31 protein-coding genes are annotated in these 16,469 nt (G+C 45.0%); 2 read left to right on the top strand and 29 right to left on the bottom strand.

Annotated features, from left to right (window positions below):
• Positions 1-18 precede the first annotated feature (18 nt).
• Positions 19-603, bottom strand: coding sequence for a LysM-like peptidoglycan-binding domain-containing protein (locus tag AB4185_RS12595; RefSeq protein WP_372135511.1), 585 nt, complete (start codon positions 601-603; stop codon positions 19-21).
• A gap of 213 nt (positions 604-816) precedes the next feature.
• Here AB4185_RS12595 and AB4185_RS12590 point away from each other — a divergent pair, with 213 nt between their 5' ends.
• Both AB4185_RS12590 and AB4185_RS12585 read left to right on the top strand, forming a co-directional pair.
• Positions 817-1,437, top strand: coding sequence for an FKBP-type peptidyl-prolyl cis-trans isomerase (locus tag AB4185_RS12590; protein ID WP_008220519.1), 621 nt, complete (start codon positions 817-819; stop codon positions 1,435-1,437).
• Positions 1,438-1,571: 134 nt separating this feature from the next.
• Positions 1,572-2,066 carry a DUF2780 domain-containing protein gene (locus AB4185_RS12585; protein ID WP_017058875.1) on the top strand — a complete coding sequence of 165 codons (495 nt, stop codon included), beginning with the start codon at positions 1,572-1,574 and terminating at the stop codon, positions 2,064-2,066.
• Positions 2,067-2,345: 279 nt separating this feature from the next.
• On the opposite strand, the gene rplQ is transcribed toward AB4185_RS12585, so the two are convergent.
• From rplQ to rpsJ, 28 genes are all read right to left on the bottom strand, one after another.
• On the bottom strand, positions 2,346-2,726 hold the full coding sequence (gene rplQ / locus AB4185_RS12580; protein WP_004729812.1) for a 50S ribosomal protein L17: 381 nt from the start codon (positions 2,724-2,726) through the stop codon (positions 2,346-2,348).
• Between the two features lie 24 nt (positions 2,727-2,750).
• Positions 2,751-3,743: a DNA-directed RNA polymerase subunit alpha gene (locus AB4185_RS12575; RefSeq protein WP_004729813.1), complete on the bottom strand. Its 993-nt coding sequence runs from the start codon at positions 3,741-3,743 to the stop codon at positions 2,751-2,753.
• Between the two features lie 22 nt (positions 3,744-3,765).
• A complete protein-coding gene (gene rpsD / locus AB4185_RS12570; protein WP_004738777.1) occupies positions 3,766-4,386 on the bottom strand; it encodes a 30S ribosomal protein S4 in 621 nt (206 codons plus the stop codon).
• A gap of 31 nt (positions 4,387-4,417) precedes the next feature.
• Positions 4,418-4,807 (bottom strand): 30S ribosomal protein S11, encoded by a 390-nt coding sequence (gene rpsK, locus AB4185_RS12565; RefSeq protein WP_004738778.1) that lies wholly within the window; start codon positions 4,805-4,807, stop codon positions 4,418-4,420.
• A 19-nt stretch (positions 4,808-4,826) separates the two neighbouring features.
• Positions 4,827-5,183, bottom strand: a complete 357-nt coding sequence (gene rpsM, locus AB4185_RS12560) for a 30S ribosomal protein S13 (RefSeq protein WP_004738779.1) — start codon at positions 5,181-5,183, stop codon at positions 4,827-4,829.
• A gap of 148 nt (positions 5,184-5,331) precedes the next feature.
• Positions 5,332-5,445, bottom strand: coding sequence for a 50S ribosomal protein L36 (gene rpmJ, locus AB4185_RS12555; protein ID WP_000868186.1), 114 nt, complete (start codon positions 5,443-5,445; stop codon positions 5,332-5,334).
• A 41-nt stretch (positions 5,446-5,486) separates the two neighbouring features.
• Positions 5,487-6,821: a preprotein translocase subunit SecY gene (gene secY, locus AB4185_RS12550; protein WP_004738781.1), complete on the bottom strand. Its 1,335-nt coding sequence runs from the start codon at positions 6,819-6,821 to the stop codon at positions 5,487-5,489.
• A 20-nt stretch (positions 6,822-6,841) separates the two neighbouring features.
• Positions 6,842-7,276 (bottom strand): 50S ribosomal protein L15, encoded by a 435-nt coding sequence (gene rplO / locus AB4185_RS12545; protein WP_004736758.1) that lies wholly within the window; start codon positions 7,274-7,276, stop codon positions 6,842-6,844.
• A gap of 5 nt (positions 7,277-7,281) precedes the next feature.
• Positions 7,282-7,458: a 50S ribosomal protein L30 gene (rpmD, locus tag AB4185_RS12540; RefSeq protein ID WP_004736756.1), complete on the bottom strand. Its 177-nt coding sequence runs from the start codon at positions 7,456-7,458 to the stop codon at positions 7,282-7,284.
• A 7-nt stretch (positions 7,459-7,465) separates the two neighbouring features.
• Positions 7,466-7,966 (bottom strand): 30S ribosomal protein S5, encoded by a 501-nt coding sequence (gene rpsE / locus AB4185_RS12535; protein WP_017061307.1) that lies wholly within the window; start codon positions 7,964-7,966, stop codon positions 7,466-7,468.
• A 14-nt stretch (positions 7,967-7,980) separates the two neighbouring features.
• Positions 7,981-8,334 carry a 50S ribosomal protein L18 gene (rplR, locus tag AB4185_RS12530; RefSeq protein ID WP_004738784.1) on the bottom strand — a complete coding sequence of 118 codons (354 nt, stop codon included), beginning with the start codon at positions 8,332-8,334 and terminating at the stop codon, positions 7,981-7,983.
• Between the two features lie 9 nt (positions 8,335-8,343).
• Positions 8,344-8,877, bottom strand: coding sequence for a 50S ribosomal protein L6 (rplF, locus tag AB4185_RS12525; protein ID WP_017063712.1), 534 nt, complete (start codon positions 8,875-8,877; stop codon positions 8,344-8,346).
• 10 nt (positions 8,878-8,887) lie between these two features.
• A complete protein-coding gene (gene rpsH / locus AB4185_RS12520; RefSeq protein ID WP_017061309.1) occupies positions 8,888-9,280 on the bottom strand; it encodes a 30S ribosomal protein S8 in 393 nt (130 codons plus the stop codon).
• A 29-nt stretch (positions 9,281-9,309) separates the two neighbouring features.
• A complete protein-coding gene (gene rpsN, locus AB4185_RS12515) occupies positions 9,310-9,615 on the bottom strand; it encodes a 30S ribosomal protein S14 (protein WP_004738789.1) in 306 nt (101 codons plus the stop codon).
• Positions 9,616-9,631: 16 nt separating this feature from the next.
• A complete protein-coding gene (rplE, locus tag AB4185_RS12510; RefSeq protein WP_004738790.1) occupies positions 9,632-10,171 on the bottom strand; it encodes a 50S ribosomal protein L5 in 540 nt (179 codons plus the stop codon).
• 24 nt (positions 10,172-10,195) lie between these two features.
• Positions 10,196-10,513, bottom strand: a complete 318-nt coding sequence (gene rplX / locus AB4185_RS12505) for a 50S ribosomal protein L24 (protein WP_004738792.1) — start codon at positions 10,511-10,513, stop codon at positions 10,196-10,198.
• Positions 10,514-10,524: 11 nt separating this feature from the next.
• Positions 10,525-10,896, bottom strand: a complete 372-nt coding sequence (rplN, locus tag AB4185_RS12500; protein WP_004736740.1) for a 50S ribosomal protein L14 — start codon at positions 10,894-10,896, stop codon at positions 10,525-10,527.
• 162 nt (positions 10,897-11,058) lie between these two features.
• Positions 11,059-11,313: a 30S ribosomal protein S17 gene (gene rpsQ / locus AB4185_RS12495; protein WP_004736739.1), complete on the bottom strand. Its 255-nt coding sequence runs from the start codon at positions 11,311-11,313 to the stop codon at positions 11,059-11,061.
• Positions 11,313-11,504, bottom strand: coding sequence for a 50S ribosomal protein L29 (gene rpmC, locus AB4185_RS12490; RefSeq protein ID WP_004736737.1), 192 nt, complete (start codon positions 11,502-11,504; stop codon positions 11,313-11,315). Before rpmC ends, rpsQ begins: the two co-directional genes overlap by 1 nt.
• Positions 11,504-11,914, bottom strand: coding sequence for a 50S ribosomal protein L16 (rplP, locus tag AB4185_RS12485; RefSeq protein WP_004736736.1), 411 nt, complete (start codon positions 11,912-11,914; stop codon positions 11,504-11,506). The genes rpmC and rplP overlap by 1 nt, the downstream gene beginning before the upstream one ends.
• Positions 11,915-11,925: 11 nt before the next feature.
• A complete protein-coding gene (gene rpsC / locus AB4185_RS12480; protein WP_004736734.1) occupies positions 11,926-12,624 on the bottom strand; it encodes a 30S ribosomal protein S3 in 699 nt (232 codons plus the stop codon).
• Positions 12,625-12,642: 18 nt separating this feature from the next.
• Positions 12,643-12,975 (bottom strand): 50S ribosomal protein L22, encoded by a 333-nt coding sequence (gene rplV, locus AB4185_RS12475; RefSeq protein WP_004736732.1) that lies wholly within the window; start codon positions 12,973-12,975, stop codon positions 12,643-12,645.
• A gap of 10 nt (positions 12,976-12,985) precedes the next feature.
• Positions 12,986-13,264, bottom strand: coding sequence for a 30S ribosomal protein S19 (rpsS, locus tag AB4185_RS12470; protein WP_004736729.1), 279 nt, complete (start codon positions 13,262-13,264; stop codon positions 12,986-12,988).
• 19 nt (positions 13,265-13,283) lie between these two features.
• Positions 13,284-14,108, bottom strand: a complete 825-nt coding sequence (rplB, locus tag AB4185_RS12465; protein WP_010435149.1) for a 50S ribosomal protein L2 — start codon at positions 14,106-14,108, stop codon at positions 13,284-13,286.
• A gap of 14 nt (positions 14,109-14,122) precedes the next feature.
• Positions 14,123-14,425 (bottom strand): 50S ribosomal protein L23, encoded by a 303-nt coding sequence (rplW, locus tag AB4185_RS12460; protein WP_004736765.1) that lies wholly within the window; start codon positions 14,423-14,425, stop codon positions 14,123-14,125.
• Positions 14,422-15,024 carry a 50S ribosomal protein L4 gene (gene rplD / locus AB4185_RS12455; protein WP_004738803.1) on the bottom strand — a complete coding sequence of 201 codons (603 nt, stop codon included), beginning with the start codon at positions 15,022-15,024 and terminating at the stop codon, positions 14,422-14,424. The genes rplW and rplD overlap by 4 nt, the downstream gene beginning before the upstream one ends.
• A gap of 16 nt (positions 15,025-15,040) precedes the next feature.
• Entirely contained in the window at positions 15,041-15,670 is a 630-nt protein-coding gene (gene rplC / locus AB4185_RS12450) for a 50S ribosomal protein L3 (RefSeq protein WP_004736763.1), read from the bottom strand.
• Between the two features lie 14 nt (positions 15,671-15,684).
• Positions 15,685-15,996 (bottom strand): 30S ribosomal protein S10, encoded by a 312-nt coding sequence (rpsJ, locus tag AB4185_RS12445; RefSeq protein WP_004736761.1) that lies wholly within the window; start codon positions 15,994-15,996, stop codon positions 15,685-15,687.
• Positions 15,997-16,469: the final 473 nt, after the last annotated feature.

Raw genomic sequence — 16,469 nt, 5'->3', positions numbered from 1 at the left:
CTCAGGCTCACTATTCATCTACTTACTGCGACCAAAGCCACCATCGGATAAGCGGAAGAACATCACCGAAGTGTCGCCTTTCTCTAGCTGAAGAATGTCCAACTGCCCAGTTTCAGCAAGTTTGAAACGAACCACCTGGCCTTTACGAATCTGACTGAGCGGCTTATCTGCACCTTCAATTCGCACTAACGCATTCAAGTCAGACAATGGCAAATCGTTGTTTCGAAAAACCTGCGCTAACGTATCCCCTTGCTTAACAAGGTACTCCTGCCAATTTTTGTTACTCGGTTCTAATGAGCCGTTCTTGGCATTTTGCTGTTCGCTTAAGCCGACGGTGTTTATTTCAAGCTCAACGCGCGATGTTGTTGGAGCTGTGTCTACTTTAGGTTCTGGTAGCGGCACAAAAAGTAATATCAGTACGATCGGAGAAATCACCATCAACAGTCTTTGGTGTAACTTCGGCAATGAACCCCAAGTTTGCGCTGTCGAGGTTTTCATTTTCTTCACATCGATCGAACTCAATTTCTCTTTGACCTTATTCAGTCGATCCTTGAATTCTGCTAAGTGGTCAACTTTCTGTTTTTTCTTTTGACGACGATTCATACCACTGCGTCCTATACATTGAATAACTACAGTATAAAAACCAAAGTACCAACAGTATAGATCTTTCCGTCACAACAAGGCCCAAAGCGAGAAAATTGACATGGCTGTGATTTGGGCACGGTAAAGCGCAAGTGATCAGGGACTAGCCGTTTCTTCACGCTGCTAATACTGGTATTCTTACCCTTTTCGTACTGACAAAAAGAGTGACTTTTCATGTCTGAAGTAAAATTTGAAACTGTAGAGCAAAAAGCTAGCTACGGTATCGGTCTACAAATGGGCCAACAACTTGCTGGTTCTGGTCTTGAAGGCCTAAACGTTGACGCAATCGCTGCTGGTATCGCAACAGCTCTAGTTGGCGACATGCCAGCTATCGAAGTTGACGAAATCAACAACGCACTACAAGAGCTACACACTCGTGGTGAAGCTGCACGTCAAGAACTAGCTAAAGCTGCTGCTGCTGACGGCGAAGCTTTCCTAGCTGACAACGCTCTTCGTTCAGAAGTAACAGTTCTTGAGTCTGGTCTTCAGTACGAAGTACTAACTGAAGGTACTGGCGAAATCCCTACTGCAGACAAGCAAGTACGTGTTCACTACCACGGCGAACTAACTGACGGTACTGTTTTCGACAGCTCTGTATCTCGCGGTCAACCTGCTGAATTCCCAGTAACTGGCGTAATTCAAGGTTGGGTACAAGCTCTACAAATGATGCCTGTTGGCTCTAAGTGGAAGCTATACATCCCTCAAGATCTAGCATACGGTGAGCGTGGCGCAGGTGCTGCAATCCCACCATTTGCTGCTCTAGTATTTGAAGTAGAACTTCTAGCTATTCTTTAATTTTTATAAAAACCTTTAGTAAAACAAAATACTATTGGCAAATAAAATTGAAATAATCCAACGGCGATGTGACTACATCGCCGTTTTTCGTTTATAGTGAAAGAGTAAATTACTTTATTACTTAAGGACGAATAATGAAGAAAGTACTCATCACAGTTTTAAGCAGCCTTGCTGTTGTCTCTTGCGCTAGCACTAGCGACTCTGAACAAACCAGTTCATCATCAGATACCAACTATTCCCAACTATCACAAACTGCATTAATGGCAGCAGTGAATATGTGGTCTCAGCAGAACGAAACAACACCACTTGTGGATACGGTAGCTGACCAAGCTTCTGTTACCAGCGACCAAGCAGTTGGCGGTATTGGTTCAATGTTGGCCCTTGCACAAAACTCACTTGGCACAGCCGACAACAAAGAACTCGCGACACTTATTCCAGGCATGTCGAGCCTTGAATCTACGGGGCTATCATCGCTACTAAGCTCACAAGGTGCCGTTGAAAGTGCGTTTTCTGGATTAGGCATGGATCCATCAATGGTTACGACATTTGCACCCATCATTCTTCAAGCACTGCAGTCACAAGGTGCAACGAGCGGCCTGATGGATTCACTTTCAGCTATATGGCAATAATCGTTAGTTATTAATAGCTAGCTTAAAATCTAATAAGGGCACTTCGGTGCTCTTTTTTGTGCGTGGAAGAAAAGATATTTGAGATACGAGATACGAGATACGAGATACGAGATACGAGATACGAGATACGAGATACGAGACATTTTTGAAAATTGGAGCAGATAAGACAAGCAAAAAGTGCCAAACATCATGGTGCAATTTCTATTATCTTTTCCTTGTTCTACAGACACAAAAAAGCCGAGCTAATGCTCGGCTTTTGTATTAAGAATCTAGTATAGATTACTCAGCAGCTTCTTCAGCAGCTGGGCGGTCTACAAGCTCAATGTAAGCCATTGGAGCTTTATCACCAGTACGGAAACCACATTTAAGAATGCGAGTGTAACCACCTTGGCGAGCCGCGAAACGCGGGCCTAGTTCATTAAATAGTTTTGCCACAACTTCGTTATCACGAGTGCGAGCAAATGCAAGACGACGGTTAGCAACACTGTCTGTCTTAGCTAGGGTAATCAATGGCTCAATTACGCGACGTAGTTCTTTTGCTTTAGGCACGGTAGTTTTAATAACTTCGTGACGAACAAGAGAGCTAGCCATGTTGCTGAACATCGCTTTGCGATGACTGCTGTTGCGGTTGAGTTGACGACCACTTTTACGATGGCGCATGACCTAATCCTTCTAACTTTTCGATTAATCTTCAGCGATTGACGCTGGTGGCCAGTTTTCTAGACGCATGCCTAGAGAAAGACCACGTGAAGCAAGCACATCTTTAATCTCTGTAAGAGATTTCTTACCAAGGTTTGGCGTTTTAAGTAGCTCAACCTCAGTGCGCTGTACAAGATCACCGATGTAGTGAATCGCTTCTGCTTTCAAACAGTTAGCAGAGCGAACTGTTAGTTCAAGATCGTCTACAGGACGTAGTAGGATAGGATCGAATTCTGGCTTCTCTTCCTTCTCCTCAGGTACACGTACATCACGAAGATCTACGAACGCATCCAATTGTTCAGCTAAAATAGTAGCTGCACGACGGATTGCTTCCTCAGGTTCTAGAGTACCGTTCGTTTCCATATCGATAACAAGCTTGTCTAAATCAGTACGTTGTTCTACGCGTGCCGCTTCTACAGCGTAAGCGATTTTATCAACCGGGCTGTAAGTAGCGTCAACTAGTAGACGACCGATAGGACGCTCATCTTCTTCAGTATGGATACGAGCTGAAGCTGGAACGTAACCACGACCACGTTCTACTTTGATACGCATAGCGATCTCAGCGTTGTCATCCGTTAGGTGACAAATTACGTGCTCAGGGTTAGCGATCTCTACATCACCATCGTGGGTGATGTCACCTGCAACAACAGGGCCTGAGCCTGATTTGTTCAGTGTAATAAACACTTCATCTTTGCCTTCAGCAACGCGTACAGCCAAACCTTTAAGGTTTAGAAGGATTTCCAGGATATCTTCCTGAACGCCTTCTTTAGTGCTGTATTCGTGTAGCACACCTTCAATTTCAACTTCTGTTACGGCACAACCCGGCATAGAAGATAGAAGAATGCGGCGAAGAGCATTACCTAGAGTGTGGCCGAAACCGCGCTCTAATGGCTCAAGAGTTACTTTCGCGTGTGTCGTATTGATCTGTTCAATGTCAACAAGACGCGGCTTAAGAAATTCTGTTACAGAACCCTGCATTGTGTCCTCTCTTTTTTTAACCTTACTTAGAGTAAAGTTCGACGATCAAGTGTTCATTGATGTCAGCTGATAGGTCAGAACGCTCAGGCATACGCTTGAATGTACCTTCCATTTTGCCAGCATCTACTTCAATCCAAGTTGGCTTTTCACGTTGTTCAGCAACTTCTAGAGCCGCTTTAATACGAGATTGCTGTTTAGCTTTCTCGCGGATAGAAACAACGTCGTTTGCCGCTACTTTGAAAGAAGGAACGTTTACAACTTTACCGTTAACTAGAATAGACTTGTGGCTAACTAGTTGACGAGATTCAGCACGAGTAGCGCCAAAGCCCATACGGTAAACTACGTTATCAAGACGACCTTCAAGAAGCTGAAGCAGGTTTGCACCTGTGTTGCCTTTAAGACGTGCAGCTTCTTTGTAGTAGTTGCGGAATTGTTTTTCTAGAACGCCGTAAATACGACGAACTTTTTGCTTCTCACGAAGCTGAACGCCATACTCAGATAGACGACCGCGACGAGCGCCGTGTACACCTGGTGCGTTATCAATTTTACACTTGGTATCGATCGCACGGACACCAGACTTAAGGAATAAGTCAGTACCTTCGCGACGGCTAAGCTTAAGCTTAGGACCCAAATATCTTGCCATGATCTTTCTCCAATATTCCTAGAAACGAAACTTAAACGCGACGTTTCTTAGGTGGACGACAACCGTTATGAGGGATTGGTGTCGCATCAACAATGTTAGTGATACGGAAACCAGCAGCGTTCAGTGCACGAACAGTAGATTCGCGACCTGGACCTGGACCCTTAACCATAACTTCCAAGTTCTTTAGGCCATATTCTTTAGCCATTTCACCACAACGCTCAGCTGCAACTTGTGCTGCGAACGGAGTAGATTTACGAGAACCACGGAAACCTGAACCACCTGCTGTAGCCCATGCAAGAGCGTTGCCTTGACGGTCAGTGATAGTTACGATTGTGTTGTTGAAAGAAGCATGAATGTGCGCTACGCCATCAGCTACTTGCTTGCGTACGCGCTTACGCGCGCGAGTTGGTTGTTTTGCCATTGTACTCTACCTTATCCGACTATTTCTTGATCGGCTTGCGCGGACCCTTACGGGTGCGAGCGTTGGTTTTAGTACGCTGTCCACGTAGTGGTAGACTGCGACGATGACGAAGACCGCGGTAACAGCCAAGGTCCATAAGACGCTTGATGTTCATCGATACTTCACGACGTAGATCACCTTCTACAGTGTACTTAGCTACACCATCACGCAGTTGATCGATCTGCTCTTCAGTTAGTTCACTGATCTTAGCATCTTCAGCAATACCCACTTCAGCTAGAATAGCTTGAGAGCGAGTTTTACCGATACCGTAGATTGCAGTAAGTGCAATTACAGAATGCTTATGATCAGGAATGTTAATGCCGGCTATACGGGCCATTATTCACTCCTAAGGGGTTCATAAAAGAATTATCCGCAGCAAAGCCCGTTATGGATACGCTGCGGCATACTACTTCTTTTGCACGCAAAAGGTAGGCCGAGGAATATACTCGACTCTACCTTGTATTTCAAGTAAAAATTTCTGCTAATTAGCCTTGGCGTTGCTTATGCTTTGGCTCACTGCAAATCACGCGAACGACACCGTTACGCTTGATAACTTTACAGTTACGGCAGATTTTTTTAACGGAAGCACGAACTTTCATTGCTAAACTCCGTAAATGGAATCGAAATTGTTACCACCGAATTAACGGCCGTAACCCTTCAGATTCGCTTTCTTTAACACAGAATCATACTGTTGTGACATCAGATGAGTCTGTACCTGTGCCATGAAATCCATGATAACTACCACTACGATTAGTAGTGATGTGCCGCCAAAGTAGAAACGAACGTTCCACGCGACCATCATGAACTCAGGAATCAGACATATAAAAGTAATGTATAGAGCGCCCGCAAGGGTTAGTCTAGTCATCACTTTATCGATATATTTCGCTGTCTGCTCACCTGGGCGGATACCGGGTACGAATGCACCAGACTTCTTCAAGTTATCAGCTGTTTCACGTGGGTTAAACACCAACGCTGTATAGAAGAAACAGAAGAAGATTATAGCTGCTGCATAAAGCATTACATACAAAGGTTGACCTGGGCTAAGAGCTAATGACACGTCAGTTAACCAACCGAACGCGCTGCTTTCACCATTTTGACCAAACCACTGCGCTAATGTTCCTGGGAACAAAATAATACTTGATGCGAAAATCGCTGGAATAACACCTGCCATATTAATCTTAAGAGGCAAGTGAGAGCTTTGTGCTGCAAAAACTTTACGACCTTGTTGACGTTTCGCATAGTTAACGACGATACGACGTTGACCACGTTCCATGAAAACTACGAAGTAAATAACAGCAAAAGACAATACAGCAATCAACAGCAGAAGAAGCACATGCAATTCACCTTGACGCGCTTGCTCGATTGTTTGACCGATTGCAGAAGGCAATCCAGCAACAATACCTGCAAAAATCAGAATGGAAATACCATTACCGATTCCTCGCTCAGTGATTTGTTCACCTAACCACATTAAGAACATGGTACCAGTTACTAAACTCACGGTAGCAATAAGCGTAAACATGGTTTGGTTGATAACAACCAGATTGTCGACCATGTTTGGTAAGCCTGTTGCGATACCAATAGCTTGGAATGTTGCAAGTACAAGCGTGCCGTAGCGTGTATATTGGCTTATCTTACGACGGCCTGCTTCACCCTCTTTCTTGAGTTCCGCTAACGCTGGATGAACTACAGTTAGCAATTGGACTACGATCGATGCCGAAATGTACGGCATGATACCCAATGCTAATATAGATGCACGCTCAAGAGCACCACCGGAGAACATGTTAAACATTTCTACGATGGTACCTTTTTGCTGATCGAACAAATCGGCAAGTACAGCTGCGTCAATACCAGGGATCGGCACAAAAGAGCCGGCTCGGAATACTAAAAGTGCACCAATTACGAATAATAAGCGCGACTTTAGTTCACTTAAGCCGCTCTGAGCACTACGAAAATCTTGTCCTGGTTTCTTAGCCATCTGTACCTCGTTCCTCGAGATTATTCCTCGATTTTACCGCCTGCAGCTTCGATTGCAGCTTTAGCGCCTTTAGTCACGCGTAGACCTTTAACAGTCACAGCTTTGCTTAGGTCACCAGAAAGAACGATCTTAACAAACTCGATGTTCTTAGTGATAACGTTAGCAGCTTTAAGGCTGTTAAGATCAACTACGTCACCTGTTACTTTCGCTAGCTCAGCTAGACGAACTTCAGCAGACACTAGGCTCTTACGAGAAGTGAAACCGAATTTAGGTAGACGTTGTTTTAGAGGCATTTGACCGCCTTCAAAACCTGGACGAACAGAGCCGCCAGAACGTGACTTTTGACCTTTGTGACCGCGGCCACCTGTTTTACCAAGGCCAGAACCGATACCACGACCTACACGCTTCTTAGAAGGTTTAGAGCCAGCAGCCGGTGATAGAGTATTCAAACGCATTCTGATTACTCCTCAATCTTAACCATGTAGTAAACCTTGTTGATCATACCGCGTACGCACGGTGTATCTTCAAGTTCTACTGTATGGTTGATGCGACGAAGACCTAGACCTTTAAGACACGCTTTGTGCTTAGGTAGGCGACCAATTGAGCTTTTAGTTTGAGTTACTTTAATAGTTGCCATCGTGTGCTTACTCCGAAATAGATTCAACAGTTAGACCACGTTTAGCAGCAACCATTTCTGGTGACTTAACGTCTACTAGAGCACCAATCGTTGCACGAACGATGTTGATCGGGTTCGTTGAACCGTATGCTTTAGAAAGTACGTTATGTACGCCCGCAACTTCAAGTACAGCACGCATTGCACCGCCGGCAATAACACCTGTACCTTCTGCAGCTGGCTGCATGTAAACTTTAGAGCCCGAATGACGACCTTTCACCGGGTGGTGAAGAGTGCCTTCGTTAAGCGATACTGTAACCATGTTACGGCGCGCTTTTTCCATTGCTTTTTGAATCGCAGCAGGTACTTCACGAGCTTTGCCGTAACCGAAACCTACGCGACCGTTACCGTCACCAACTACTGTTAGTGCAGTAAAGCTCATGATTCGACCACCTTTAACCGTCTTAGATACACGGTTAACTGCGATCAGCTTTTCTTGCAAATCATTAGCTTGTTGTTGTTCTTTAGCCATCTTCCAACCCTACCTTAGAATTTCAGACCAGCTTCGCGAGCAGATTCTGCTAGCGCCGCTACTCGACCGTGGTATTGGAAACCAGAACGATCAAATGCAACTGAAGCTACGCCTTTTTCAAGAGCGCGCTCAGCAACAGCTTTACCAACTGCTTTAGCTGCATCAACGTTACCAGTGTTCTTAACTTGCTCACGGATCGCTTTTTCTACAGTAGAAGCAGCTGCGATAACCTCAGAGCCGTTTGCCGCGATAACTTGTGCGTAAACATGGCGAGGAGTACGGTGTACTACCAGGCGAGTTGCACCAAGTTCTGCAATCTTACGACGTGCACGTGTAGCACGACGGATGCGAGATGCTTTCTTATCCATAGTGATACCTTACTTCTTCTTAGCTTCTTTAGTACGCACATTTTCATCTGCGTAACGAACACCTTTGCCTTTGTAAGGCTCAGGAGCACGGTAAGAACGAATGTCAGCCGCAACTTGACCTACTACTTGCTTATCGCAACCAGTAATGATGATCTCAGTTTGGCTAGGGCACTCAGCTTTAATACCTTCAGGTAGAGCGTGCTCTACTGGGTGAGAAAAACCAAGAGTTAGAGCTACAGAGTTGCCTTTCATAGCAGCACGGTAACCAACACCCTTAAGAGTTAGCTTCTTAGTGAAGCCCTCAGTAACACCCACAACCATGTTATTAACTAGAGCGCGAGCTGTACCAGCTTGTGCCCATGCGTTAGTAACACCTTCTTTCGGACCGAAAGTTAGGTTGGTTTCTTCCTGTGCAATAACTACGGCGCTGTTAAGAACGCGAGTAAGCTCACCTTTGCTACCTTTTACAGTAACTTCTTGGCCGTTTAGTTTCACCTCTACGCCAGCTGGAATAGCGACAGGTGCTTTAGCAACACGAGACATAATCTACTCCTTAAGCTACGTAACAGATGATTTCACCGCCAAGACCTGCTTTACGAGCAGCACGGTCAGACATCAGACCCTTGGAAGTAGAAACAACTGCAATACCAAGACCACCCATCACTGTAGGTAAAGAGTCTTTATTTTTATAAACTCTTAGACCAGGACGTGATACACGCTTGATTTGCTCGATTACAGGTTTAGCTTGGAAGTACTTAAGAGTAACTTCTAGCTCAGGTTTTGCTTCGCTGTTAACAGCGAAGTCTACGATGTAACCTTCAGCTTTAAGTAATGCAGCAATTGCAACTTTAAGCTTTGAAGAAGGCATTTTTACAGCAACTTTGTTTGCTGCCTGACCGTTACGAACTCGGGTCAGCATATCCGAAATCGGATCTTGCATGCTCATAAGATTTACTCCAAATGATTAAGTGGCAATTACCAGCTAGCCTTACGAAGACCCGGAATCTCGCCTTTCATGCAAGCTTCACGAACCTTAATGCGGCTTAGACCGAATTTACGTAGGTAACCGTGTGGACGACCAGTTTGGTTGCAACGGTTGCGCTGACGTGATGCACTTGAATCACGTGGAAGAGATTGCAGTTTAAGAACCGCATTCCAACGATCTTCTTCAGATGCGTTTACATCGCTAATGATAACTTTTAGCGCAGAACGCTTTTCAGCGAACTTAGCTACTAGTTTTGCACGTTTAGCTTCACGTGCTTTCATTGATTGTTTAGCCATAACAGTAACCCTACCCTTACTTACGGAATGGGAAGTTAAAGGCAGCCAGCAGAGCTCGGCCTTCCTCATCGGAACCCGCAGAAGTCGTGATAGTGATATCAAGACCGCGGACACGATCGACTTTATCGTAGTCGATTTCCGGAAAGATGATTTGCTCGCGAACGCCCATGCTGTAGTTACCGCGACCGTCAAAAGACTTAGCGCTAACACCACGGAAATCACGTACACGTGGAAGTGCGATAGAGATTAAACGCTCTAAAAATTCCCACATGCGCTCACCACGCAAGGTTACTTTACAACCAATTGGGTAGCCTTCACGAATTTTGAAACCAGCTACAGATTTACGCGCTTTAGTGATAAGTGGCTTTTGACCAGAGATCGTTGCCATATCAGCTGCTGCGTTTTCTAGCAGTTTCTTATCGTTGATTGCTTCACCAACGCCCATATTTAGGGTGATTTTCTCAATCCTAGGGACTTGCATGACGCTTGTGTAGCTGAACTCTTTGGTAAGCTCAGCGACTACAGACGACTTGTAGTAATCATGCAGTTTCGCCATAGTAGAACTCCAAATTACTTCTAATTAGTTAGAAACAGTTTCGCCGTTAGATTTGAAGAAACGAACTTTCTTGCCATCTTCGATACGGAAACCGATACGGTCTGCTTTACCAGTAGCCGCGTTAAAAACAGCAACGTTAGAAGCATCAATAGCTGCTTCTTGTTCAACGATGCCACCTTGTTGACCTAGAGCCGGAACCGGCTTTTGGTGTTTCTTAACAAGGTTGATGCCTTCAACGATAACTTTACCAGTTGTCAGAACCTTAGTTACTTTACCTTTCTTGCCTTTATCTTTACCAGCAAGAATGATTACTTCGTCATTACGACGGATTTTAGCTGCCATATTGCCGCTCCTTACAGAACTTCAGGTGCTAGTGATACAATCTTCATGAATTTCGCGTTACGAAGTTCACGAGTCACAGGACCAAAGATACGTGTGCCGACTGGTTGCTCAGTAGTGTCATTTAACAATACACAAGCATTACTGTCGAAGCGAATGACAGAACCGTCTGGGCGACGAACGCCTTTACGGGTGCGCACTACTACCGCCTTCAGAACATCACCTTTCTTTACTTTACCGCGAGGAATCGCTTCCTTCACTGTAACCTTGATGACGTCACCGATATGTGCATAACGGCGGTGAGAGCCACCCAGAACCTTAATACACATTACCTTGCGCGCGCCAGAGTTATCTGCTGCGTCAAGTGTACTTTGCATCTGGATCATTGTTAGTGCTCCGCTAAATATTAAAACTAGACCCTCTCGGGTCGGGCTGCCTCTTTAAAAGGGACGCGAATTGTACCACCCTTTTTTTAAATTGGGTAGACAAAAAACAAGCGGCTCCAAAAAATAATTTGGAGCCGCTTATAAGTTATAGAATTACAAAGATTAAATCTTCGCTTTTTCTAGAACTTTAACCAATGTCCAAGACTTAGTCTTAGACAGAGGACGACACTCAGCGATTTCAACTTTGTCGCCTAGGCCACAAGTGTTGTCTTCGTCGTGTGCGTGTACTTTAGTCGTGCGTTTGATGAACTTACCGTAAATTGGGTGTTTTACAGTGCGTTCAATAGCAACAACGATAGACTTGTCCATCTTGTCGCTTACTACACGGCCTTGCTGGATGCGGTTAGTTTCGCTCATTATGCGCCTGCCTTTTCAGTCAAAACAGTTTTCACACGTGCGATGTCACGGCGTACAGCTTTTAGAGTATGAGTTTGCTGAAGTTGACCAGTTGCAGCTTGCATGCGCAAGTTGAACTGTTCACGTAGCAAATTCAATAGCTCAGCATTAAGCTCTTCAACGTTCTTTTCGCGTAGATCTTGTGCTTTCATCACATCACCTGCTTAGTTACAAAAGTAGTTTTAACAGGCAGTTTACGTGCCGCTAGGCGGAACGCTTCACGTGCCAACTCTTCAGGTACGCCATTCATCTCGTACATAACTTTGCCTGGTTGGATTTGAGCAACCCAGTACGCAACTGAACCTTTACCTTTACCTTGACGAACTTCAAGAGGCTTTTCAGTAATTGGCTTGTCTGGGAATACACGAATCCAGATTTGACCTTGACGCTTAATGTGACGTGTCATAGCACGACGTGCCGCTTCGATTTGACGTGCAGTCAGACGACCACGGCCAACAGCTTTAAGACCGAATTCGCCGAAGCTTACTTCAGTACCTTTAGCTAGACCACGGTTACGACCAGTCATAACCTTGCGGAACTTAGTACGTTTTGGTTGTAGCATCGTTCGACTCCTTACTTACGGCCTTTACGCTGCTTCTTAGGCTTATCGCCTTTTGGCTCTACTGCGTTAGCAGCTGGCATACCGCCTAGAATCTCACCTTTGAAGATCCAAACTTTAATGCCGATCACACCGTATTGAGTGTGAGCCGAAGAAGTTGCGTAATCAATGTCTGCACGTAGAGTGTGTAGAGGCACACGGCCTTCACGGTACCACTCAGAACGTGCGATTTCAGCACCGCCAAGACGGCCGCCTACTTGTACTTTGATGCCTTTAGCGCCTAGACGCATAGCATTTTGTACCGCACGCTTCATTGCACGACGGAACATAACACGACGCTCTAGTTGAGACGCGATGCTATCAGCTACAAGCTGACCATCTAGCTCAGGCTTACGTACTTCAGCGATGTTAATTTGCGCTGGTACACCTGCGATTTTAGCTACAGCTGCGCGTAGCTTCTCTACGTCTTCACCTTTCTTACCGATAACAACGCCAGGACGAGCAGTGTGAATAGTCACACGGATGCTCTTAGCTGGACGCTCGATAACGATACGAGATAATGATGCTTTTTGTAGTTCCTTTGTAAGGAACTGACGTACCTTGAAGTCGCCGTCTAGGTTGTCAGCGAATTCGTTGGTATTAGCAAACCATGTAGCATTCCAAGGCTTAACGATGCCAAGACGAATACCATTAGGATGTACTTTCTGACCCATTGCTTACTCTCCTAGTCTTTAGCGATCTGCTACAACAATAGTGATGTGGCTTGAACGCTTCAAGATACGATCCGCACGACCTTTAGCACGAGGCATAATACGCTTCATGATAGGGCCCTCATCTACGAAGATTTTAGCGACATTTAGATCGTCGATATCTGCACCTTCGTTATGTTCCGCGTTAGCGATAGCTGACTCAAGAACCTTCTTAACTAATACAGCAGCTTTTTTGTTGCTGAAAGTTAGAATTTCTAGAGCTTGGTCTACCGACTTACCGCGAATTTGGTCTGCAACTAAGCGAGCTTTCTGTGGAGAAATACGAGCAAAGTTATGTTTAGCTAAAGCTTCCATCATCTACTCCTTATTTCTTCTTAGCTTTCTTATCTGCAGCATGACCGCGATAAGTACGAGTTGGTGCAAATTCGCCCAGTTTGTGACCGATCATTTCTTCGGTAACGAAAACTGGAACGTGCTGACGACCATTATGGACAGCGATGGTCAAACCAATCATTGTTGGGATGATCATTGAGCGACGGGACCAAGTCTTAATAGGCTTTTTGTCTCCGCTTTCCACCGCTTTCTCTACCTTCTTCAGCAAGTGTAGGTCAATAAAAGGACCTTTCTTGAGAGAACGTGGCATGGCGATTCCTCTTTATAAATTATTTAGTGCGACGACGTACGATGTACTTGTCAGTGCGCTTGTTCTTACGAGTCTTGAAGCCCTTAGTAGGAACGCCCCAAGGAGAAACTGGGTGACGACCACCAGATGTGCGGCCTTCACCACCACCATGTGGGTGATCCACCGGGTTCATTACTACACCACGTACGGTTGGACGTACGCCGCGCCAGCGTGAAGCACCAGCTTTACCAAGTTCACGTAGCATATGCTCAGAGTTACCAACTTCACCGATCGTTGCACGACCTTCAGAAAGAACTTTGCGCATCTCACCAGAACGTAGACGGATAGTTACGTATGCACCATCGCGAGCGATGATTTGAGCATAAGCACCAGCCGAACGAGCTAGTTGAGCACCTTTACCAGGCTTAAGTTCAACACAGTGTACAGTAGAACCTACTGGGATGTTGCGCATCGGCAGAGTGTTACCTGCTTTGATTGCAGCATCTACGCCAGATTGAATCTGGTCGCCTGCGTTAACACCTTTAGGTGCAATGATGTAACGACGCTCACCGTCTGCGTACAGAACTAGAGCGATGTTAGCACTACGGTTTGGATCGTATTCTAGACGCTCAACTTTCGCTGGGATGCCATCTTTAGTACGTTTGAAGTCAATTACACGGTAATGGTGCTTATGACCACCACCGATGTGACGTACTGTAATACGACCGTTGTTGTTACGACCACCGTTCTTAGAGTTTTTCTCTAGAAGTGGTGCGTATGGCTTACCCTTGTGTAGGTCAGCGTTAACAACTTTAACGACGTGACGACGACCAGGGGAAGTCGGCTTACATTTAACAATAGCCATTTTTACTACTCCTGTTATTCCGCGCCGCCAACGAAGTCAAGATCTTGACCTTCTTTCAAAGTAACGTAGGCTTTCTTAACGTCTGAACGACGGCCTTCACGCATACCTTGACGTTTGGTCTTACCCTTTAATACAAGAGTATTTACAGACTTAACTTCAACTTCAAATAGCTTTTCTACAGCTGCTTTGATCTCTTTCTTAGTTGCATCTTTAGCTACTTTGAAAACGATAGTGTTCGCTTTCTCAGCTGCCATAGTTGCTTTTTCAGAGATGTGCGGAGCACGTAGAACTTTTAAGATACGCTCTTCAGTGATCATGCTAGCATCTCCTCAACTTGCTTAACTGCGTCAGCAGTCATTAGAACCTTGTCGAAAGCGATTAGTGATACTGGATCAACACCAGCAACATCACGTGCATCTACTTTGTATAGGTTACGAGCAGCTAAGAATAGATTTTCATCTACTTCGCCAGTCACAATCAGAACGTCGCTTAGCTCAAGCTCTTTAAGCTTAGCTACAAGTTCTTTTGTTTTTGGTGCTTCTACAGAGAAGTTATCAACAACGATTAAACGCTCTTGACGAACTAGCTCAGAAAGAATGCTCTTCATAGCACCGCGGTACATTTTTTTGTTTACTTTTTGGCTGTGATCTTGTGGTTTCGCAGCAAAAGTAACACCACCTGTACGCCAGATTGGGCTACGAATTGTACCAGCACGTGCGCGGCCAGTACCTTTTTGACGCCATGGCTTAGCGCCACCGCCAGATACTTCAGAACGAGTCTTTTGAGCACGAGTACCTTGACGAGCACCTGCTGCATATGCAACAACTACTTGGTGTACAAGAGCTTCGTTGAAGTCACGTCCGAAAGTAGTCTCGGAAACAGTTAGTGCATCAGCACCTTTAACCATCAATTCCATTACTTACTCCTAGACGTTATGCTTTAACAGCAGGTTTTACGATCACGTTTCCGCCTGTTGAGCCCGGTACTGCACCTTTAATAAGGAGTAGATTGCGCTCAGCGTCAACACGTACGATCTCTAGGTTTTGAGTCGTTACACGCTCAGCACCCATGTGACCTGCCATTTTCTTGCCTTTAAACACGCGGCCTGGAGTTTGACATTGGCCAATTGAACCCGGTGCGCGGTGAGACAAAGAGTTACCGTGAGTCATATCTTGAGTAGAGAAGTTCCAACGCTTGATAGCGCCTTGGAAGCCTTTACCTTTAGATGTACCAGTAACGTCTACTTTTTTAATTTCGTTGAAAAGTTCTACGTTTAGCTCAGCGCCAACTTCAAACTCTTCGCCGTTTTCTAAACGGAATTCCCAAAGACCGCGACCTGCTTCTACACCCGCTTTCGCGAAGTGACCAGCTTCAGGTTTAGTTACACGGTTAGCTTTCTTAGCACCAGTAGTTACTTGGATTGCTGCGTAGCCGTCTGTCTCAAGAGTTTTAACTTGAGAAATACGGTTCGCTTCAACCTCAACAACAGTTACTGGGATAGAAACGCCTTCTTCAGTAAATACGCGGGTCATACCCACTTTACGTCCGACTAGACCAATCATTATTCTTATCTCCCTTAACCTAGGCTGATTTGAACATCAACGCCAGCTGCAAGATCAAGACGCATTAGAGCATCAACAGTTTTATCTGTTGGCTCAACGATGTCGATCAAACGCTTGTGAGTACGGATTTCGTACTGATCACGTGCATCTTTGTTGACGTGTGGAGAGGTAAGAACAGTGAAACGCTCTTTACGAGTAGGAAGTGGAATAGGACCACGAACCTGTGCGCCAGTACGTTTTGCTGTTTCAACGATTTCCGCAGTTGAAGCATCGATTAGCTTGTAATCAAACGCTTTAAGGCGGATACGAATACGTTGGTTCTGCATGAGACAGAGCTCCAATTATTAAAAATTACACAAACAATATCGCCACTCAAACCCGATAAAACGAGAGAATGCCGATTGATTTATGTGAAACCGTAGCACCCAAAATTAGGACGCATTGTCAGTTAACTTTTGAAGTAAACAAGAAGTTTACTATTTTTATTAACCGCGAACATAAGCTGAGTATACATTACTAGGTAAGACCTACTCCTCAGTGCTCATTGGTTCACAACCAGCGTTAGCCAGTGCGATGCATTATACAGATCACACTTTAGTATGCAAGTAGTGTTGGAAAAATAATCGCAATTTATTGGAAGTTGGTTTTGTATCGAGAGGGAAGAAGATAGATGGAAGGTAATATTTCTTTTGAGAAAACAAAAGGGAAGCCGAAGCTCCCCTTTTCAGATGCGTGCTCTTCTAATGAAGAGAGTGCAAAAATCTAAATGCTATTAAGCGAAGATTTTAGCTACAACACC

It is taken from the genome of Vibrio sp. 10N.286.48.F5, from assembly GCF_041469785.1.
GTDB classification, from domain to species: domain Bacteria; phylum Pseudomonadota; class Gammaproteobacteria; order Enterobacterales; family Vibrionaceae; genus Vibrio; species Vibrio crassostreae_C.
The sequence above is the reverse complement of the archived record's forward strand: the minus strand, read 5'-3'. Positions and strand labels throughout refer to the sequence as shown.

What these genes read in the sequence shown, in the direction of transcription:
- AB4185_RS12595 (WP_372135511.1), bottom strand. Translation starts at nt 603, where the DNA reads ATGAATCGTCGTCAAAAGAAAAAACAGAAAGTTGACCACTTAGCAGAA.
- AB4185_RS12590 (WP_008220519.1), top strand. Translation starts at nt 817, where the DNA reads ATGTCTGAAGTAAAATTTGAAACTGTAGAGCAAAAAGCTAGCTACGGT.
- AB4185_RS12585 (WP_017058875.1), top strand. Translation starts at nt 1,572, where the DNA reads ATGAAGAAAGTACTCATCACAGTTTTAAGCAGCCTTGCTGTTGTCTCT.
- rplQ (WP_004729812.1), bottom strand. Translation starts at nt 2,726, where the DNA reads ATGCGCCATCGTAAAAGTGGTCGTCAACTCAACCGCAACAGCAGTCAT.
- AB4185_RS12575 (WP_004729813.1), bottom strand. Translation starts at nt 3,743, where the DNA reads ATGCAGGGTTCTGTAACAGAATTTCTTAAGCCGCGTCTTGTTGACATT.
- rpsD (WP_004738777.1), bottom strand. Translation starts at nt 4,386, where the DNA reads ATGGCAAGATATTTGGGTCCTAAGCTTAAGCTTAGCCGTCGCGAAGGT.
- rpsK (WP_004738778.1), bottom strand. Translation starts at nt 4,807, where the DNA reads ATGGCAAAACAACCAACTCGCGCGCGTAAGCGCGTACGCAAGCAAGTA.
- rpsM (WP_004738779.1), bottom strand. Translation starts at nt 5,183, where the DNA reads ATGGCCCGTATAGCCGGCATTAACATTCCTGATCATAAGCATTCTGTA.
- rpmJ (WP_000868186.1), bottom strand. Translation starts at nt 5,445, where the DNA reads ATGAAAGTTCGTGCTTCCGTTAAAAAAATCTGCCGTAACTGTAAAGTT.
- secY (WP_004738781.1), bottom strand. Translation starts at nt 6,821, where the DNA reads ATGGCTAAGAAACCAGGACAAGATTTTCGTAGTGCTCAGAGCGGCTTA.
- rplO (WP_004736758.1), bottom strand. Translation starts at nt 7,276, where the DNA reads ATGCGTTTGAATACTCTATCACCGGCTGCTGGCTCTAAACCTTCTAAG.
- rpmD (WP_004736756.1), bottom strand. Translation starts at nt 7,458, where the DNA reads ATGGCAACTATTAAAGTAACTCAAACTAAAAGCTCAATTGGTCGCCTA.
- rpsE (WP_017061307.1), bottom strand. Translation starts at nt 7,966, where the DNA reads ATGGCTAAAGAACAACAACAAGCTAATGATTTGCAAGAAAAGCTGATC.
- rplR (WP_004738784.1), bottom strand. Translation starts at nt 8,334, where the DNA reads ATGGATAAGAAAGCATCTCGCATCCGTCGTGCTACACGTGCACGTCGT.
- rplF (WP_017063712.1), bottom strand. Translation starts at nt 8,877, where the DNA reads ATGTCTCGTGTTGCTAAAGCACCTGTCGCTATTCCAGCTGGCGTAGAG.
- rpsH (WP_017061309.1), bottom strand. Translation starts at nt 9,280, where the DNA reads ATGAGCATGCAAGATCCGATTTCGGATATGCTGACCCGAGTTCGTAAC.
- rpsN (WP_004738789.1), bottom strand. Translation starts at nt 9,615, where the DNA reads ATGGCTAAACAATCAATGAAAGCACGTGAAGCTAAACGTGCAAAACTA.
- rplE (WP_004738790.1), bottom strand. Translation starts at nt 10,171, where the DNA reads ATGGCGAAACTGCATGATTACTACAAGTCGTCTGTAGTCGCTGAGCTT.
- rplX (WP_004738792.1), bottom strand. Translation starts at nt 10,513, where the DNA reads ATGGCAGCTAAAATCCGTCGTAATGACGAAGTAATCATTCTTGCTGGT.
- rplN (WP_004736740.1), bottom strand. Translation starts at nt 10,896, where the DNA reads ATGATCCAGATGCAAAGTACACTTGACGCAGCAGATAACTCTGGCGCG.
- rpsQ (WP_004736739.1), bottom strand. Translation starts at nt 11,313, where the DNA reads ATGAGCGAAACTAACCGCATCCAGCAAGGCCGTGTAGTAAGCGACAAG.
- rpmC (WP_004736737.1), bottom strand. Translation starts at nt 11,504, where the DNA reads ATGAAAGCACAAGATCTACGCGAAAAGAACGTTGAAGAGCTTAATGCT.
- rplP (WP_004736736.1), bottom strand. Translation starts at nt 11,914, where the DNA reads ATGCTACAACCAAAACGTACTAAGTTCCGCAAGGTTATGACTGGTCGT.
- rpsC (WP_004736734.1), bottom strand. Translation starts at nt 12,624, where the DNA reads ATGGGTCAGAAAGTACATCCTAATGGTATTCGTCTTGGCATCGTTAAG.
- rplV (WP_004736732.1), bottom strand. Translation starts at nt 12,975, where the DNA reads ATGGAAGCTTTAGCTAAACATAACTTTGCTCGTATTTCTCCACAGAAA.
- rpsS (WP_004736729.1), bottom strand. Translation starts at nt 13,264, where the DNA reads ATGCCACGTTCTCTCAAGAAAGGTCCTTTTATTGACCTACACTTGCTG.
- rplB (WP_010435149.1), bottom strand. Translation starts at nt 14,108, where the DNA reads ATGGCTATTGTTAAATGTAAGCCGACTTCCCCTGGTCGTCGTCACGTC.
- rplW (WP_004736765.1), bottom strand. Translation starts at nt 14,425, where the DNA reads ATGATCACTGAAGAGCGTATCTTAAAAGTTCTACGTGCTCCGCACATC.
- rplD (WP_004738803.1), bottom strand. Translation starts at nt 15,024, where the DNA reads ATGGAATTGATGGTTAAAGGTGCTGATGCACTAACTGTTTCCGAGACT.
- rplC (WP_004736763.1), bottom strand. Translation starts at nt 15,670, where the DNA reads ATGATTGGTCTAGTCGGACGTAAAGTGGGTATGACCCGCGTATTTACT.
- rpsJ (WP_004736761.1), bottom strand. Translation starts at nt 15,996, where the DNA reads ATGCAGAACCAACGTATTCGTATCCGCCTTAAAGCGTTTGATTACAAG.